Raw genomic sequence first — 14,310 nt, forward strand, 5'->3', positions numbered from 1 at the left:
GACTCGGTGGGGGGATCGGCAAATTGCACGCGTGCAATTTCTACTGCGCGCGACCCCGACGAGTTACCCAACCTTCACAGAACCCCGTCCAAGCCGATATGAGTTTTGGACCACGAAGCTTCTCCAAGCGGTTGCCCATCTGCGACCTGAAGCCATCGGCAATCAGATCGATATCCCAGCCCCCGCCGCTGCGGCGCCCGATCGCCGCCAGCTCTTCAGCGCCGAACCGTATCGTGCCACTTGGAAACGTTTCACCATTTGTCTTCGCGGCTGTCCCTGACTTCGCTGCCGGCAATGCGGGGGCCACCAGGCTTACCGACTCAACGGACCCATCCCGCCGTTGTTTGCGGCCTCCCGAATGCCGCTCAAGTTCGTCGACCGTCGCAATCAATTCAGGAGCATCCTTCGGCTCGAATCGAAACTCAATCTCGGCGACCGTTCTGCCCTGGCGAACCTCTCGCCACTCGACGCGAAAATGCGCAAGTTGATCGATCTCAGCCTTAGCCTTTTCCAGAACCTTCCGACGCAGCTGGGCAAAATCGGTGTAAACTTCTGGAGGCACTCCCAACGCAGCGCGCAGAGCGGTCATGTCGCCACGCCAAGTCGCTTGTCGTCTATGCAGACGCAGAGCGCCGAGCTCATACAGCCGCAATGCGTAGTTCGATCGAAAACCGAGAACAGCTTGCCGGTTAAGAACAGCATAGGTCTCTGAAGCCTGGATCAGCTTGCGGGCGTCGGGCGTAAATTCCCATTCGATCCATCCGGCCTCCCCTCCGTCCTCCTCGGTTTCCTCACGCGATCGGGAGATTAGCGAGAACAACGTGGTCGCTTTCTTGCCTCGCCAGGACTTGTCATCGATTGCGAAGAGCGTTCGATGAAGCTCCTGCAGCATATCCGTTATCCGCTCGTTACCCTTATGACCGCGGCGGATATCCGCTTTCCGCATCCGGTGAGGCTTGTCTTCCCAGGCATCTCCGCCGGCAGCAAGGATCATAAGAGCAAGTAGTCGAGACGCCGTGAGGCTAAGCGACTCACCTTTGACGAATTTGACTTCGATGATGCTGCCGGGTTTGGCGAACTCGTCGCCGCCTTTAGCGCGCAGGGCTGCTGCCACTCGCATTGCGCGGCCAGGCGAAACCGCCTCGGCCTCACCCTCGACTGCAACAACACTATCGCTATTATCGGCGTCCATGCGATATTACGATCAGAATTAGGGTACGGAGAGTGAGTTGCTGCCTGACCTGACCTCTTGCGTCAAGTCAGGTCAGGGAACCCAGTCTCTCTACCTCCCCCAATCGGTCAGGATGAAATGGGCAGCCGATATCGGAAAACTCCTCTGATTCCGCCGAGTCGCGCGGTCTGGTTTCCAACCCTCGATTATGGCCGAGTTTCGGTCGTTTTCTCTTCGCCATTCACGCTGGAGGGTGCTGAATGATGAAGGGACTGCTTGCTCCCCCAATCGGTCAGGTTAGTCCCCGGATGGTCAGGAATGATCCCCCGATTGGACAGGTAAAAGCCCCCAAGCGGTCAGCCAAACTCCCCCACGCAGTCAGCTAGTTCGGCCTACCCAGTTGTTTTATCGTCATAATTTCGGTCCGAATTAGAATCTTTTGAATCATGAATCCTTCCGCTGCGAGCAGCGGCGTTGTTTTAAAGAGATTTTAAAAGGGTAAGGGCCGAGTCGCGAGCCTCAAGCAGAGCGGCGCTATGATCCGCGTCCCCCTGTCCGGGGGGATACCTCCAGGTCAGCTTATCACGGTAGCATGACGATCTCGATCCTCGGCATGTGCGCCGCGAGACGAGATGCTCTGCGCACCGACAGCAGCTCGTTGTTGCTTGGCAGACGCAGCGAGGAGGTCGCATGATCAATTTTGCCAAGTTTGAGATCATCGGACGGATTGGTGAGATCGACGCCAAGCCGAAGGTCACGAACGTATCTGTTTGCGCGAACTATCGTCGGCGTGGCGAAGGAGATCAGTGGATCGAGGAGAGCTACTGGAACCGCGTCGTCATTTTCAGCGACGGCCAGCGGAAGTATATCGATGATAAGGCCCAGGTGGGCGATCTCGTTCGGATCGCTGGACGGCTGCGCGATAGCTCTTACGAGCGCGACGGCACCACACATTACACAACAGACCGGATCGTCGAGGAGTTCGGCGTGCTCGCTACAAAGGCAGCGTAGGCCCGTGCCCTGTTCCGCCGATCGGGCAAGAGGAAAGGGGGCGGGCGCGGAGCGAACCTTGGCTTCCAATAGGAGTTTCGCCCATGCCGGCCACCATCGACGCAGCGGTCCGCGCCAAACAAATTGTTGAGAGTTTGGGCGGGCGTTGGTCCGGAACGCGCGGAGAGTGCCGTTGCCCTGCCCATGACGATCGCTCGCCGAGTCTATCGGTCCGGCTCGGGACCAAGGCCATCCTGTTCAAATGTTTTGCAGGCTGCACCGCGTCCGATATCCTCAAGGCTCTGGACCGTCAGGGCCTCCATGATCGGGCCCCCGTTCATGTAGAATTGCGCGCACCGTTCCGCGATCTGAGCGGACTGGCCAGGACATTGTGGCAGCACAGCATGCCTGTCGAAGGCACGCCAGCCGAGGCGTATCTTCAAGCACGCAGGATATACACATCATCCCCAGAACTGCGCTTCAACCCGCAGACGATCATCGGCAAGGGAAAGGATCGGCGCAGCCTTCCGGCGCTGATCGCGGCCGTAAGAAATGATCTCGGCCTCGTTGCCGTGCACCGCACATTCCTCGACCCAGCTGACATTCTGCGACGCCCCTTCCGCAAGCCCAAGCTGGCTTTGGGTCTTCTGGGTTCGGGCAGCGTACGGTTTGGGGAGCCCGACGACATACTGGGTATCGCCGAGGGCATCGAAGATGCCCTGTCTGCCTCCGACTGGTTTCAATTGCCCGTCTGGGCCGTGCTTGGTGCCGAGCGCTACGCTCATGTCGGGATTCCATCCCATGTGAGGCGTGTGATCGTTTTTGGTCAGAGAAACAAAGCGGCGAAGATTTGCCTGGAGCGGGCGCGCGAGCACCTCGCCGCTAATGGGCGGGTCGTGGAGGAATGGCTCCCGTCCGAGCATGATGACTGGAATGACGCACTTCGCGATCGATCTGCTCGCAATGCTCTCCCTCGGGCCGAGATTCACCTACATTCCCACTGAAGAGAGGGGAGGAGGCCTCCGGCTTGTTGATCCGGTGATGAGCACCGGGCGACAAGAAGGAGACCCTCGATGCGCACCTCAGCCGCAGCTCTCGAACTCGATTTCACTGAACCCTCGATTACCGCCGCCAAGGCGGTTGCCGACACCCTCGCCAGGAATGGATCGCTCCAGCGGGACACGCTGCTGTGGGTCATGGAACAGGCCTATGGCGGTTCCTCGGCCGATGGTCGCTGGTCGCTTCGCGACGCTTACGACATGCTCGAACTCGCCCAGGTCAGCCGCCTGAGCATAGGCCGGATCGGTCAGCAGCAACGACACTGCCAAGACGGTGACGGCCAGCGCCAGATATTGTGTGAACGTGCGTCGGCGCGGAGTGAGCCAAACGGCGGAGGTTGTCGCAAAAGCGGTCATTCGGATTGTCCTTTCTGTGAGCTGCTGGATGCACTGCCGAAGACCATCAATTTGGCCGTTTGCGCATCCGCCGATGTGTCCCAGTCAACCGTGATGGTCGGCGCTGATGCCGCTGGCGCTTGCGTGCCAAGAGCTGGTGGCGGGGCAGGGGTGGTGGGCATGGCCGGCGCTAGGCCGTGCCGGATTGCCGGGACGACGACAGTCGATGAGGCATAGACGCGGCCGACATAGCCATTGCCAAAGCCGCGCGAGCGGCTGCCGGTATTGTACATCGACACAGCGGTCGCGATCGCCGCTTCGGTCGTCGGGCTCGAGCGGACGACGCTCAGATAGTTGCCCGACAACACGCGCGCTGCGGCGGCAAGGTTGCGGCAGGGGTCAAAAGCATCTTCTACCGAAAGCCCGAGCCATTTGAGATTGGCGCTGTTGATCTGCCCCAACCCCAGATCAATGTTATACGCCCGCGGCGCTCTGCGCGGGACCGTCCAATGAACCGCCGTACTCTCCTTGCCACCATGATGATCGGAGCCACCTGCATGTCCGCGAGCAATCTGGGAGCCGCCGTCCCGCAGGAGCGGGACGCCACGGTAACGGTATCGGGTGTCGAGATCGCGTGTCGTTTCACCATGCCGCAAGGCACACCGCGCGGGGCCGTTCTGCTCGTACCCGGATCGCTCTACAGCGACGTGGACGGCAACTAGCCCTCTCGACCGCAGTTCGAGGCGACTGGGGCGGCACTCTTCGCGGAGTGTCGCCCCTCTTTTTGTGACCCCACGCCGCCTCTCCCAGAGGAGAGGATGCTGACGCGGGTTCGCCTCACTCGACATTAGGAGAACATGCCGTGGCCAAGACCACCGACAAACTGTCGCCTGCCGACATCATCACCAACACCATTATCGACAAGCTCGAGTCTGGCGTGCGCCCATGGGTCAAGCCATGGCGCCCGGGCCTTGGCGGTCGTCCGCTGCGCGCGACCGGCGACCCCTACAAGGGCATCAACTGCTTCTGGCTGTGGCTCTGCGCCGAGGGTGCGCCACCCGCATCTCGCCATCCGCGTCGTCCCGTGGAGCTTTCTCCCCGACAGCGAAATATCGTTCAACCGCTGCCGTGACGGGCAAGACGCGGGGAAGCCTCACCACGCGCCGATTGCCGAGTTGCTGGACGCGGACGCGTTCCAGCGTCGGCTCACCGCCACCATCGGCGACCTGGGCGCTCCGCGCCTCGCCGTCGCCGCCTAATCCTCACAGACACAGGAAGCTCGTCATGGGATGGCTCTTCATGCGCGATCTGGGCGGTTATGCCACCCCGCGCTCTTATCTCGACAATCAATTCACCTATGCTCGCGACGATCACCGTCTCACGGTCCTCGCGTCGTCGATGGTCGGTTCGACCTATTACGCCGCGTGCGAGCGGATCGAGTCCAGCGGCGCCCGCACCGTCTTCGCTGTGGTCTGTCTGACGAGGCAAAGTACCGGCGCACGCGATGGCTGCACGTTCGGCTACAAGGATAGTGCGCCGTTGTGGCGCTGAAAGGAGTATCAGTAATGATGAGGTAAGTTGAGGAAACCTCTGCCCGCCAAGCTAACCTTGGGTTCGAAAGACCTGAAATCCGGAAACGGACAGGGGACAACAGCATGCTTGGAGTAAGGCCGAATGCGTTCCAGTCGTAAAGGAGCGATGCCGGTCAGGGCAAGACGCGTAAGGTGAAAGCTACACTGCTTAAATCCCAGTCTGCAGCGTTTTATATAGCGGAAGCTGGCGAAATCGACTGACACGCCAGTCCCGGACGATGGCAAGAGTCTCATGTCTTGGCTCTTTGCTCCTCAGCCCGTCCGGCGCGCCCCTCGTCGAGGGGTTTAGTGGATGAACGGGACACCTAACCGCGTCGTATCTCCGATCAGTGTAACTACGGGATGCCCTAAACAGGCGGCTTCGGCCGACCTGCATGGGTACGGAGCCGCCATAGTACTCAAACGCCCGGGGTAATGCTTGGGACAGCTTCCCAGTCGGGGAGACGGTGCATCCGCATAAGGAACGGGCGACCGGGCCGAAAGCGGAGACCGCCGGGGGAAGGGCGGCAGTTGCGATACTTCAACCGAAATCATGGGGTGTGCTGATGCTACCTGAAACTGTGATGGCCCGGTTGGAGGCCATTCCGACGCTGGCAGCGTCGGGCAAACGAGTAAATGGGCTTCATCGTCTGATGGGGTCTCGGCTTCTCTGGGAGCAGGGACTCAAGAAGATCGTCTCCAATCGGGGGGCGATGACGCCGGGTGTCGATGGCGAGACCTTCGCGGACTTCGGTCCGGAAGACCTCGACCCATTGATCGCCAGTGTGGTGGCTGGAGCCTACAAACCGAAACCAGTGCGTCGGGTATTCATCCCGAAAGGCAAGGGTAAGCGGCGTCCGCTGGGGATACCCACGCGCGACGACCGCCTCGTCCAGGAAGTGGCGCGCCAACTCCTCGAAAGGATCTATGAGCCGGTGTTCTCGAACGCCTCGCATGGGTTCCGGCCGAGGAGATCGTGTCACACGGCGCTTGAACACGTTAAAGCCGTCTGGACGGGCGTGAAATGGCTTGTTGACGTGGATGTCGCTGGGTTCTTCGAGAACATTGACCATGACGTCCTGCTCAAGCTGTTGCGGAAACGGATCAACGATGAAAAGTTCGTTGGCCTGATCGGTGACATGCTGAAGGCGGGCGTCATGGAGGGGCGGACGCATAATCCGACCTACAGCGGCACTCCACAGGGCGGGATCGTGTCTCCAATCTTGGCAAACATCTACCTGCATGAGCTCGATGAGTTCATCGCAGGCCAGATAGGCCACCAAACCTCTCAAGGATCGCGTGTCGGTGGCGCGGTGGCTCGACGCAATACAAAGGCGTTAGCTGGCGGGCTGACCCTTCCCCTCTTCCAACGGAGTTTATCATGGCCGATCGCGCTTCTGTCGCGATCCGCATTGGCGGATCGCTGTCCCCTGCCCTTTTTCCAGCTCTTTTCGCGGCAATCGAGAGCGACGGCGCTTTCACCGACTGGGATGGCACCGCGTTTGTACCCGACGACCTTGACCAGAGCGGACCTCTCTATCTGGCTGATCATGAGGTCGCCTGGGGCCGGTTCGAGGCGATCGAGGTCTTCTGTGTCGATCATGGCCTTGTCTTCGCCCGTTGGGCTGGCGGCGCCCCGGGAACGTTCGGCCCCGAACGCGTGGTCTTCGATGGCACGTCCGTTCGGCGTTTCGCTGCCTCCGACGATGACGAGATCATGATGTCGGCCGAAACGGTGCGCGGCCTCGGCAGCTATGCTGCGGTACTGTCCCATCTCGCTGCAGCGGAATTCGAGATACCTCCGTTGCTGGTGAACGGCAGCGCATGAGGGTTGGATAGAGCCAGTCAGTGCCGACACCTCCCCGCCAGAGGATGCGGCATATGGGCGCTCTCGAGGCCCTGGCAACCCGCGAACGGCGGGCCGAGTTGCCGTGTGCCACGGCTGCCCGCACCACCCCTTGTTCGCGGGTTTCCCTCGGCTCCGCCTCGGTGCCAGCACCTCTTTGCGAGCGCCCAGAGGATGCGCATCCGGCGGAGAGGCCGCCGGCACAGACAGAAAGGCTCGCTATCATGTCCACATCGCTTGCAGCCGCGCTCGCGGCATTGGAGCTAGGGCACCTCGAACCCCGCGTTGAAGAATTAATTGGCATGGCACCGCCGCCAACCGAGGCCCTGGAGCAAACCGTTACCGCAATCTGGAGCGATCTCTTCACGACGTTGGGAAACACCTCGCTCGAGCGTGACATCGAAGATCTGGGCTGGGGCCTGGTGAACCTCTTCCACCGCGCCGCCGCCAAGAAACACGGGCTGGTCGATCGGTTGACCGACGACATTCGCCTGCTCCTCGCCGAACAGGACGGCTCTGAGATCAGCACGGCCAATCTCGAGGAGAAGATCGAGCTGGCCAAGAAAGTGGAGGAATGCGCTGGGTCCTTCGAAGTCATGCGCGACGTCGCCGCCGCGCACTATATCCGCGAAACCGGCAAGTCCTGGGTGCCATCGTCCGGCAACCGCATATCGCTCGGCGTCACCGCCGGGATCGTCGATGGTCATGCCTTCCTTCGCGCGCGCCGGGAGCGGGCTCTGAACGCCAACACGGCACAGGGGACGCCGGTGGTGTTCGCCGGTGGCCGCCTGACCTTCGCCACTGACGACGACATGAAGACATTTGCCGACAATCTGCTTGCCACCCTCAACAAAGTTCGCGCCCATGTCGGCGATATGTATCTGGTCCATGGCGGCGATATGAAGGGAATCGAGCGGCTCGCGGCATCTTGGGCCGATCAGAACGGAATCCCGCAAGTGCGGTTCGGCCTCGATCGCAAGCTCGGCGATCGCGCGGGCTTCCGCCGCAATGAGCAGATGCTCTCGCTCAAGCCGAGGTTCGTGATCGCTTTTCAAGGTAACGGCGTCACCGAGCGCCTCGTGATCGAGGCCAAAGCCCGCAACATCCGGGTCGTGGATCGTCGTGGTCCGTTGGGCATAGCGCCTGCATCACTCAATGCCGGACGCCAACAGCACTCAAGCTAGGCTCGCTTGGGGGCACCGTATTTCCGGTGCCCCCTACTGCGATATTTGATTGTACGGCAGAACTCGCGGTGGCGATGAAGGGCATGAAACGACCAAGTATTGTCGTTCGCGGTCTCTGGCTCGAATGTCTGAATTTGACAAAAGCGGCCGTCGGCGCGTGGCAAAGCTGCCGGTCGGCAGTCGCCCAGATGTTGCCGTTAAACGGAAATCTCCAGCGCCCTAAGCCTGCCATTCCCACCCAACCGTTGCTCCGCGAATTTTGGCGGTAGCGGACTGGCGGAATTTCGGAATAAATCCACAATCGCAGCCGCTCCTACATTCCGACTCGGACTGGACGCTCACGTTGCCGCAGCAAGGTGAAGCGAGACTTCCCCACGCGAAGGAGACCTCAGTGGCAAAATAAAAATCGCCATAGGTTGCCGTGCGCCAAACACTTTTGTCAGCGATGTCGCCACCTCGGATGGCGATCTGCCGCCCATCTGCCGATCGACCACCAGGCGACAGCCCAAAGCGTGCCGAACGACCATCCGGCAAGGACGTCGCTTGGCCAGTGCACGCCGACATAGACGCGGCTGAACCCTATGAGTCCGACAAGTAAGACCGCTGCTGCGCTTATATACACCCGCCCGATCCGATCGCTCACGGTTCGATTGATCAGAACCGCCATCGTTAGGTAAACGATCGCGCTATTGGCGGCATGCCCGCTGGGAAAACTCAGTGACGATACCTGAACGAGATGATCGGTGAGCGTGGGGCGCGCACGCCCAACCAGATTTTTTATCAGAACGACGACAATCGATCCGCTAACCGTTCCAACAAGCACCAGCGCTAGCGTGAACCAATAATGCCGGATCATCAGGAACCCTGAGACCAGCGTGACAATCAGAACAAGGGCGGTTGTGCCTCCTAGGGCGGTGATGTCCACCATAGCGGCTCTGAACCAAAGCGGGCCTACGGGTGTACCGTTTGCAATGCCTCCTCGGGCCCACAGCAGTATATTCTGGTCGAACGCAAAATGGGCACCGTCTGAAATCATATCGCCCAACCACGCGACCAGCAGGATTGCGCCCGCGAACATACCGGCTGCGGCGATGAGCCAAGGCCTACTCGTTACGTCGGGCTGCATTCCAAGGCTGGCAGGGTCACGCTCGGAACTGCTGTGCATCAATGACATTGTCGGCGTTCGCTTGGGGATAATACGTTAGGTCAGTTTCGATCTCGGATGTCGAGAATGGTCCGGCCGACTTAGCCACCGCTCTAATGGGCATGCTCACTCGCGCGCTGTCGAAACAGCATCAGACAAGCGATGATGAATGCCCCGAGGACGACGGTTGCGATTGGACGACTTAGATCGAGGCCGCCCTTGTCGAGCGGCTTATCCAGAAAGTCGCCAACGGTAGCCCCTAGCGGTCGGGTCAAGATGAACGCCCCCCAGAACAGCGCGACGCGAGATGCATTTGTCCAGAAATACAGGGCGGCAAGGATCAACAACGGGATCGAGAAGACGACCGCGCCGCCGAGATAGCCGACCCCTGGTTGGTCAGCGACCCAATCTCCCAATGCAGTGCCAAGCGTTTGCGAGAAGGTGATGGTGATCCAGTAGAAGATTTCGGCTTTCGGCGTCGCCACACTCTTCACTGAGATCGTGCCAAGCGTTGCGCGCCAGGCGATGAGTGACGCCGCAAGGCAAGCTGCCAGCAGGATTGATCCGCCCGGATATCCAATGCCCAAAGAGCGGTCAGCAAAGTCGGCGAGCGTGGTCCCCGCTGTGGTCGAGGCAATAATCGTCGCCCAATACAGTGGGGGATGGAAGCGCGACGCTCTGATCTGGAGAACGACAAGCACGATGAGCACGGTTGCGAACAGAGCAGTTCCGACGAGATAGCCGAGGCCCATCGACATCGAGACAGTGTCGCCGCCGGTCTCGCCGAGCGTTGTCGCTGCAATCTTGATGATCCAAAACAGCAGCGTGAGTTGCGGCACTTTGGCACCGTTGTCGGTTAGAGCCGGAGATTTCATAGAATTGTTACCTCTGTATGCTGCAACCAAACGCCGGGACGCGGCTTTCGCCCCGCCCCGGCATTTTCAGCAACGCTCGATCAGTCGGGATGGGGACCCTCGGCCTTGTTTTCGAGGACCGCGCCGTTGGCGGCATCGACGCCGACTTCGAAAGTCTTGCCGCCGCTCTTGATGTCGAACGAATAGCGCAGGCCGCTGCCGCCGCCTTCGTTTTCAAGTTCGGCATCGGTAACCTGGCCTGGACGGGCCTTCAGCGCAATGGCTCGAGCCTGGGCCATCGTTACCTTGGCTTTGGGAGCGAGCGACTGGCCCACATAACCATGCGTAGGAGCAGCGAGCGCCACCGAACCGACACCAGCCAACGACAGCGCGAGAATTGCAGATGCAACATATTTCATCAGATTTACTCCTGAGGGGAAAGAGCCTCGACGCCGCTTCTACGCCGCCGATCCTGCGCTGAAGATGAGCCGAACATTGTTTATTGGTTATTTGTAATCCCCGGTCTCCGCGCGTCTAACTGGACGTGACCATAGCTGTCCGCTTTGGTTCGATTGGATACGCTCCTTGAAAATCTTGCTCCTCGAAGACGACAGCGCAACGCGCGACCATATCCGGCGCAGCCTCGAAGCAGCCGGGCATGTCGTGGATGCGTGCGCCGAGGGACGCGATGCCATCTTCCACGCAACCGGCGATGCTTATGGCGTCCTGATCGTCGATAGGATGGTGCCGGGGGTTGATGGCCTCAGTGTCGTCAAGGCTCTCAGGATCAGCGGCGTGACCACGCCCGCTTTATTCCTAACCGCGATGGGCGGCGTCGAAGATCGCGTCGAAGGACTTGAAGCCGGTGGCGACGACTATCTGGTCAAGCCGTTCGCCATGACCGAGCTGCTCGCGCGCGTGGCAGCCCTCGGTCGACGGCCACCAATTTCTGAAGCGACCACGCTTTTACGCGTCGCGAATCTCGAAATGGATCTGATCAAGCGGACGGTCACGCGCGCAGGGCAGCGGATCGAGCTTCAGGCGCAGGAGTTCAAGCTCCTCGAATATCTGATGCGCCACGAAGGGCAGGTCGTCACGCGGACGATGCTGCTCGAAAATGTCTGGTCGTTTCACTTCGATCCGCAAACCAACGTGATCGAAAGCCATGTGAGCCGACTGCGCGCCAAGGTCGATCGCGGGTTCGGCGTCGAATTGATCCACACGCTGCGCGGTTCGGGTTACCGTCTCGATGCCACTGTTTAGGACCATTCGCAGCGGTCCGTTTCGGCTCGCACTGCTGTTCGCCGCGATCTTCGCGGTCGGCTCGATCGGACTTGTCATCGCGGTCGAGACGGCGGTCGCGTCCTATGCGCAGCAGGTGACGTCGGATACATTGATCACCGAGGCTGGCAGACTTGCAATCATCGCGCGGCGATCCGGGACGCGCGGCGTCACCAATGCCATCCGCGACCGCGCCGCATCGCACCAGCGCGCTTTTCGATATCTGCTGATCGACAAGGCAGGTAAGCAACTTGCAGGCGATCTGCCCCGGTCCGCAGACAGGATCGGCTGGGCGACGATCAGCATCGCCGAGCCAGAGACCGGGGGTGATCCGCCTGACGAGCCTGCACCGATGAAAACATTTGGCGTCACCCTGTCGGGTGGCGGTCAGCTCGTTGTCGGCTCGGATATCTATGAAATCCAGGAATTGCGTGAGTGGCTCGATACCGTCGCCTTGTGGAGCGGGATCGGGATCACGTTCCTCGCGCTGATCGCTGGCTATGTGATTGCAGCGACTTTCACGCGGCGGCTCGAACGGCTTAACACGTCGATCAACACGATCATGGGCGGCAGGCTCGATGAGCGAGTGCCAGTCATCGGCATGGGTGGCGAGTTCGACCGGCTGTCAGCTAACCTCAATCGTATGCTCGACCGTATCGAAGCGCTGATGATGGGGGTGCGGCAGGTCTCGACCGACATCGCGCACGATCTGCGGACCCCTATAACGCGACTTCGGCAGCATCTCGAAAGTGCTGTCACCGACGAGGGTGTCCCCGTGCCACAGCACGTCATCGAAGAGGCACTGACGCAAATCGACGGCATCATGACGATCTTCGGTGCGCTCCTTCGGATCGGCACGATCGAAGCCGGTGCCGGGCGTGCACGGTTCAAGCCTGTTGATCTGAGCGAGATCATGGAGCGGGTTTTGCTCGCCTATCAGCCGGTCGCCGAAGACAGCGGCAAGACGATCACCGGCGCAATCGATCCTCGAACCCTGGTCGATGGCGATGCCGACTTGCTCGCTCAGATGTTCACCAACCTGGTCGAAAATGCGCTGACGCATACGCCGTCCGGCACGGCGATTACGATGACACTTCGCAAAGGCTCCCACGATGTCATCGCTTCAGTGAGTGACAACGGATTGGGCATACCGGCGGAAGAGCGCGAAAACGTACTGAAGCGGCTCTACCGCCTCGATAACAGCCGCTCGAATATGGGTGCTGGACTCGGATTGGCACTTGCGGCTGCCATTGCCGATTTGCATGGTGCAGACTTCATAATCGGCGATGCCGGCCCGGGATTGCGGGTCGGGATCGTTTGGAAAACGGCAAGCTTCTCCGAAAGCTCCTACAAGTGACGACGGCTCGCCCCGGCAACGAGATCCGCATCGGCCTGCGCGTCAGTCTACAACGCTATCTGCGCCACTGATGGCAACCGCGCGCCCTCCTATACCAAGGACGGTCTGGGCGCTCGGACTGGTGAGCCTGTTCATGGACCTGTCGTCGGAGACGATCCATGCGCTGCTGCCACTGTTCCTGACGGTGACGTTGGGCGCAAGCGTTGCACTCGTCGGGCTGATCGACGGAATGGCTGAGGCAACGGCCTCGATTGCCAAAGTGTTTTCAGGTTATCTCTCGGACCGGCTACGCAAGCGCAAGGCACTGATCCTGATCGGCTATGGCCTGGGTGCCGTCACCAAGCCGCTGTTTGCGCTGGCAGGGGCGCCCGCCGTGGTCTTCGGCGCGCGTTTTGCCGACCGCATCGGCAAAGGCTTGCGCGGCGCACCGCGCGACGCACTCGTCGCCGACGTCACCCCACCCGAAATACGTGGGCGAGCATTCGGGCTGCGCCAGTCGCTCGATACCGTCGGAGCGTTCGCTGGGCCGCTGCTCGCGATCGGGCTGATGGTGCTGTTCGCCAATGACATTCGGATGGTGTTCTGGATCGCAACATTCCCGGCGGTGCTCGCGGTGGCGTGCGTCGTGTTCGGCGTGAAGGATGCGCCTGCCGCGATCTCACCGGTGGCCGCGCCGCCCGTCCAGCTCAACGACCTGAAGCGCCTGCCCCGAGCGTTCTGGATGGTCACGTTGATTGGCGTCGTCTTTACGCTCGCCCGGTTCAGCGAGGCGTTTCTGATTCTGAAAGCAAGCGCCGAGGGGCTGCCGCTGGTGCTTGCACCGCTCGTGCTCGTCGTGATGAACATCGTCTACGCGCTCGGTGCTTATCCGGCGGGAATATGGTCGGACCGCGTGCCCGCGCAGCGGCTGTTCGGATGGGGCTTAGTCGCGCTGATCGCGGCCGACTTGTCGCTCGGACTGCTGCCGGGCCTCGGTGGCGCGTTCCTCGGCATTGCGCTTTGGGGTGTTCACATGGCGCTGACCCAAGGGTTGCTCGCGAAACTCGTCGCCGACCACGCCCCGGCGGACCTGCGCGGCTCGGCGTTCGGCGCGTTTAACCTGGTGACCGGCGTCGCGATGCTGTTCGCTAGCGTCATCGCCGGACTGGTCTGGGATTGCTTCGGCGCTGATGTGACCTTTCTGGTCAGTGCCGGGTTTGCGGCTGTCGCAATGCTAATAGCTGCTCGGTTGACGGCAGTCGCTAAAGTGGTCTGATCAGAACAGCATCTTTCGGTGTCCGCGATGTAATTTGCTGCGTCAGGAAGCGGGGCGACAGCGATTGGCCCAATGCTTGTCATCACGGCAAAGTCCGCTTTCGTCGATGGCGGCCCAATTGCAGACAGTCCGGAATCCACCAGACCAGGGGGTAGGAGGCGAAAATGGCTCCAGCCGGTGAACGTCCGCTTCCGTTCAGACCTGCCGTACGGCGCTCGCTGCCGCTAAGGCCGCTTCGTCCCATCGGCCGTCGTTTAGCCGTC

Annotated in this window: 15 protein-coding genes and 2 pseudogenes; 11 read left to right on the top strand and 6 right to left on the bottom strand. The window is 60.7% G+C overall.

Annotated features, from left to right (window positions below; all coding sequences use genetic code 11):
- Positions 1–40: 40 nt before the first annotated feature.
- On the bottom strand, positions 41–1,120 hold the full coding sequence (locus tag AX676_RS17340) for a replication initiation protein (protein WP_082731218.1): 1,080 nt from the start codon (positions 1,118–1,120) through the stop codon (positions 41–43).
- Positions 1,121–1,861: 741 nt separating this feature from the next.
- Between AX676_RS17340 and AX676_RS10920 the strand changes: the two genes are divergently transcribed.
- Together AX676_RS10920 and AX676_RS17345 are read left to right on the top strand one after the other, a co-directional pair.
- Complete coding sequence (locus tag AX676_RS10920) at positions 1,862–2,182, top strand: single-stranded DNA-binding protein (protein WP_066478144.1); 321 nt, start codon at positions 1,862–1,864, stop codon at positions 2,180–2,182.
- A gap of 83 nt (positions 2,183–2,265) precedes the next feature.
- Positions 2,266–3,165, top strand: coding sequence for a DUF7146 domain-containing protein (locus tag AX676_RS17345; protein WP_082731216.1), 900 nt, complete (start codon positions 2,266–2,268; stop codon positions 3,163–3,165).
- Positions 3,166–3,243: 78 nt separating this feature from the next.
- Here AX676_RS17345 and AX676_RS18295 read toward each other — a convergent pair whose 3' ends face one another.
- Entirely contained in the window at positions 3,244–3,576 is a 333-nt protein-coding gene (locus tag AX676_RS18295; protein ID WP_066544372.1) for a hypothetical protein, read from the bottom strand.
- Positions 3,573–4,040: pseudogene (locus tag AX676_RS18300) on the bottom strand (transglycosylase SLT domain-containing protein); the annotation flags it as partial. The pseudogene AX676_RS18300 and the gene AX676_RS18295, both read right to left, overlap by 4 nt.
- A 24-nt stretch (positions 4,041–4,064) precedes the next feature.
- Between AX676_RS18300 and AX676_RS18305 the strand changes: the two are divergent.
- The 6 genes and pseudogenes from AX676_RS18305 to AX676_RS10960 all read left to right on the top strand — a co-directional run bounded on the left by AX676_RS18305 (position 4,065) and on the right by AX676_RS10960 (position 8,156).
- Positions 4,065–4,277, top strand: a complete 213-nt coding sequence (locus AX676_RS18305) for a hypothetical protein (protein WP_231734716.1) — start codon at positions 4,065–4,067, stop codon at positions 4,275–4,277.
- A 140-nt stretch (positions 4,278–4,417) separates the two neighbouring features.
- Positions 4,418–4,687, top strand: a complete 270-nt coding sequence (locus tag AX676_RS10940; protein WP_066544375.1) for an ArdC family protein — start codon at positions 4,418–4,420, stop codon at positions 4,685–4,687.
- A gap of 152 nt (positions 4,688–4,839) precedes the next feature.
- On the top strand, positions 4,840–5,106 hold the full coding sequence (locus AX676_RS10945) for a hypothetical protein (RefSeq protein ID WP_082731405.1): 267 nt from the start codon (positions 4,840–4,842) through the stop codon (positions 5,104–5,106).
- Between the two features lie 586 nt (positions 5,107–5,692).
- A pseudogene (locus tag AX676_RS17365) lies at positions 5,693–6,400 on the top strand (reverse transcriptase domain-containing protein); the annotation flags it as partial.
- Between the two features lie 107 nt (positions 6,401–6,507).
- On the top strand, positions 6,508–6,954 hold the full coding sequence (locus AX676_RS18095) for a hypothetical protein (RefSeq protein ID WP_082731217.1): 447 nt from the start codon (positions 6,508–6,510) through the stop codon (positions 6,952–6,954).
- A gap of 242 nt (positions 6,955–7,196) precedes the next feature.
- The gene (locus AX676_RS10960; protein WP_066478151.1) at positions 7,197–8,156 is read left to right on the top strand and encodes a DUF2493 domain-containing protein; all 960 of its coding nucleotides are present in this window, start codon (positions 7,197–7,199) and stop codon (positions 8,154–8,156) included.
- Between the two features lie 439 nt (positions 8,157–8,595).
- On the opposite strand, the gene AX676_RS10965 is transcribed toward AX676_RS10960, so the two are convergent.
- The 3 genes from AX676_RS10965 to AX676_RS10975 form a co-directional block, all read right to left on the bottom strand.
- On the bottom strand, positions 8,596–9,330 hold the full coding sequence (locus AX676_RS10965) for a phosphatase PAP2 family protein (RefSeq protein WP_231725998.1): 735 nt from the start codon (positions 9,328–9,330) through the stop codon (positions 8,596–8,598).
- 83 nt (positions 9,331–9,413) lie between these two features.
- On the bottom strand, positions 9,414–10,175 hold the full coding sequence (locus AX676_RS10970; RefSeq protein WP_066478153.1) for a COG4705 family protein: 762 nt from the start codon (positions 10,173–10,175) through the stop codon (positions 9,414–9,416).
- A gap of 80 nt (positions 10,176–10,255) precedes the next feature.
- Entirely contained in the window at positions 10,256–10,573 is a 318-nt protein-coding gene (locus tag AX676_RS10975; RefSeq protein WP_066478156.1) for a PepSY domain-containing protein, read from the bottom strand.
- Positions 10,574–10,739: 166 nt separating this feature from the next.
- Here AX676_RS10975 and AX676_RS10980 point away from each other — a divergent pair, with 166 nt between their 5' ends.
- The 3 genes from AX676_RS10980 to AX676_RS10990 all read left to right on the top strand — a co-directional run bounded on the left by AX676_RS10980 (position 10,740) and on the right by AX676_RS10990 (position 14,047).
- On the top strand, positions 10,740–11,417 hold the full coding sequence (locus AX676_RS10980; RefSeq protein WP_066478158.1) for a winged helix-turn-helix domain-containing protein: 678 nt from the start codon (positions 10,740–10,742) through the stop codon (positions 11,415–11,417).
- Positions 11,404–12,792, top strand: coding sequence for an ATP-binding protein (locus AX676_RS10985; RefSeq protein ID WP_066478159.1), 1,389 nt, complete (start codon positions 11,404–11,406; stop codon positions 12,790–12,792). The genes AX676_RS10980 and AX676_RS10985 overlap by 14 nt, the downstream gene beginning before the upstream one ends.
- A gap of 121 nt (positions 12,793–12,913) precedes the next feature.
- On the top strand, positions 12,914–14,047 hold the full coding sequence (locus tag AX676_RS10990; protein ID WP_197417040.1) for an MFS transporter: 1,134 nt from the start codon (positions 12,914–12,916) through the stop codon (positions 14,045–14,047).
- Positions 14,048–14,310: the final 263 nt, after the last annotated feature.

This window comes from Sphingomonas sp. CCH21-G11 (assembly GCF_001555965.1).
Lineage (GTDB): Bacteria > Pseudomonadota > Alphaproteobacteria > Sphingomonadales > Sphingomonadaceae > Sphingomonas.